This is a genomic window from Paraburkholderia sp. J8-2 (assembly GCF_905220195.1).
Classification (GTDB): domain Bacteria; phylum Pseudomonadota; class Gammaproteobacteria; order Burkholderiales; family Burkholderiaceae; genus Paraburkholderia.
This window is the reverse complement of sequence record NZ_CAJMZA010000074.1, coordinates 1-2,616: the sequence shown is the minus strand read 5'-3', so window position 1 is coordinate 2,616 and position 2,616 is coordinate 1. Positions and strand designations below refer to the sequence as shown.

2 protein-coding genes are annotated in these 2,616 nt (G+C 62.1%); both read right to left on the bottom strand.

Features of this window, described 5'->3' with window-relative positions:
- Positions 1-140: 140 nt before the first annotated feature.
- Positions 141-983, bottom strand: coding sequence for an IS21-like element helper ATPase IstB (gene istB / locus U5A52_RS42725; protein WP_321940414.1), 843 nt, complete (start codon positions 981-983; stop codon positions 141-143).
- Positions 980-2,455, bottom strand: coding sequence for an IS21 family transposase (gene istA, locus U5A52_RS42720; protein WP_321940412.1), 1,476 nt, complete (start codon positions 2,453-2,455; stop codon positions 980-982). Before istA ends, istB begins: the two co-directional genes overlap by 4 nt.
- Positions 2,456-2,616 lie beyond the last annotated feature (161 nt).

Genomic DNA, 2,616 nt, shown 5'->3' with positions numbered 1-2,616 from the left:
TAGAGAGCGTCAAGCAGCATGGCCGGTCAGCGACAACTATCTTGGCCGGTCAACGGGGTAGTTGTCGTTGGGTATCAGGTCATGTTTGACGTTGCTCCTTCATAGTTGTCGTTGCGTGATCGCATAGTTGACGCTCATCGTTACTGCGCAACATTGCCATCGTCAGGCAACTGGCCGCTAAACGGGTTGACGGGGTTGTCGTCGTGTAATTGACGCCGCCGCGCATTCCGTTTGTCGCCGGCCTTGCGGCGGCGGTAGCTTTCGACGTTGAGCTCGAAGATCGTCGAGTGATGCACAAGCCGGTCGATGGCGGCGACCGTCATGCCGGGGTCGGGGAACACGTCATTCCAGCCCGAGAACGGTTGGTTTGCAGTTATCAGAAGACTTTTTCGCTCATACCTCTCGGCAATCAGCTCGAACAGAACGCTGGTCTCGGCCTGGTCCTTGCGGGCATACGACAGGTCGTCGAGGATGATCAAATCGAAGCGATCGAGCTTGGCCAGCGCGGAAGGCAACTGCAGGCTCTGGCGTGCGGCCTGTAGCCTCTGGACGAGCTCGCTGGTGCGCGTGAACAGCACGCGGTAGCCGACGTCGATCAATGCATGACCGATAGCCGATCCCAGGTGGCTTTTTCCGACCCCAGGCGGCCCGAACAGGAGAACCGTGGCGCCTTTCTCCAGCCATGACTCTCCGGTGGCCAGCGCTGTGACATGCGCTTTTGAGACCATCGGCACGGCGCCGAAGTCGAACGCGGCGAGGGTCTTGGTCGGGTCCAGATGCGACTCGGTACGGTGCCGCTCGATGCGTCGCTTAGCGCGTTCGGCCAGCTCGTGCTCTAGCAGTGCGCCGAGCAGGCGTGCGGCCGGCCAGGCTTCCTTGTCCGAGCGCTCAGCGAACTCGGGCCACAACCGGCCGATCGTTGGCAAACGCAGCTCGCTGAGCATCAGGGCCATGCGGCCACCATCATGCGCGGGCGCGTTCATGCTGCCACCTTCTCGAGCAGTTCGTCATAGACGGCAACGGGCGGCATCTGGACCTCCACCTCGGGGCACACGGTCTCACGGGGTGCGTACTGCTCACGCAGTGCCTTGAGATCAGGAAGCTCGCCGGTTTCCAGCATCGCATCAAGCTGCCCGGCCAGTACGGCCTCCACGCCGTGCAGGCCCGCGAGCTCAAGCAGGCCGACCATCGTCTTGCATGCGTCGCGTTGTGACAGGCGGGCATCAAGTTGTTCCCAGGTTCTGCGGTACGCCTCACGCGGGAACAGTGCGTCACGAAACGCGAGCCCCTTGAATGCCTGGGGTTTGCGCTTCAGCGAGTCAATGAAGTGGCGGTTGTCGTGCGCACGCGAGCCCCGTGCGGTACTGTGGACCAGCACGCCGGACAGGTAACAGTCGAGCCGATCGCCGTAGATGCGCACCTTCAGCCGGTGGCCAATCAGGCGCGACGGCGCACTGTAGAGGATTCCGCGCACCGTAAACGTGCTGCAGCGGGTCACAGGAGCCTCTTCCTCGACGAAGTCGGTGGTACGGTACTCCGGCAGATCCTGAAGCTGCTGGCGCTCGATACGGAACGCGGCGGCGTTGCGCCGGTTTCGACGCATCACCTGCTCGCGGATGAATTCGTCGTAGGCGTCGCGATCAACGAAGTCGCGATGGCCACGCAGCATCAGCGCTTGATCGACTGCGTCCTTCAGATACCGGTGCGAGGATTCGACACTTCCATTCTCGTGACCCAGACCGCGATTGTTCCGTGTGCCCTGCATCTCGTAGTGATCGAGCAGCGCCTTGTAGCGGGTCGTGAAGTCTTCCTTCTCGCTCAGGTTCTTGAAGGCGGCTGACAGGCTGTCGGTGCGATGCTCGCGCGGGCAACCTCCCGCCTGCCATAGAGCATTCTGCAAACCGTTGGCGAGGGCTTCGAAGCTCTCACCACCCTCAACGACGCAGGCATACTCCCAGCGCGAGAACGCCAGCACGAAGTGATACAGCCGGTGCTCGAACGGCGCGCCGCCAATCGTCACGCACAGCTTGCTCATATCGGTGAAGTCAGACAGCCCACGCACGCCGGGTTGATGCTCCTGGGGGAAGAAGATCTCCTGGCTGGGACCTTCGAGCGCTCGCCATTGAGAAATGCGTCGTTCCAGCGTGCGACGCATGCTGTCGGGATAGCGGCCCGGATGATCATCCTGCAGCTTGCGCAGGATCGTGATGCCCATCAGATGAGGAGCGTTACGCAGCAACGGCACGATCTCGCTGTCCCAGACATCGACGAACGGATCGGGACGCGTACGCCAGGAGCGCTGCGGCTTCTGGGATGGCAACGTCGCGTCACGCTCTATGCGGCGTGCGCTTCGCACGCTGATTCCTGCCTTGGCGGCCGCGAGTTCCTGCGGATGGTGTTTGCGCTTGTTCATGTAGAGGCGAACCTGTTGGTCGGTGATGCGGGTTCCAGACATGTGCTGACCGCTTCTTCTTTAAGAATCGATCAGCCATCCTATTGCCCCGCCGACGCGGCGCCGCCGGTGGTTCGTCGTCTCCGGCGGCTACGCCGCCTCCGACTCCTCACCACCGGCCAAAACAAACGTCAACGACCGGCCAACATAATTGTCGCCCCCCA

What these genes read in the sequence shown, in the direction of transcription:
- istB (WP_321940414.1), bottom strand. Translation starts at nt 983, where the DNA reads ATGAACGCGCCCGCGCATGATGGTGGCCGCATGGCCCTGATGCTCAGC.
- istA (WP_321940412.1), bottom strand. Translation starts at nt 2,455, where the DNA reads ATGTCTGGAACCCGCATCACCGACCAACAGGTTCGCCTCTACATGAAC.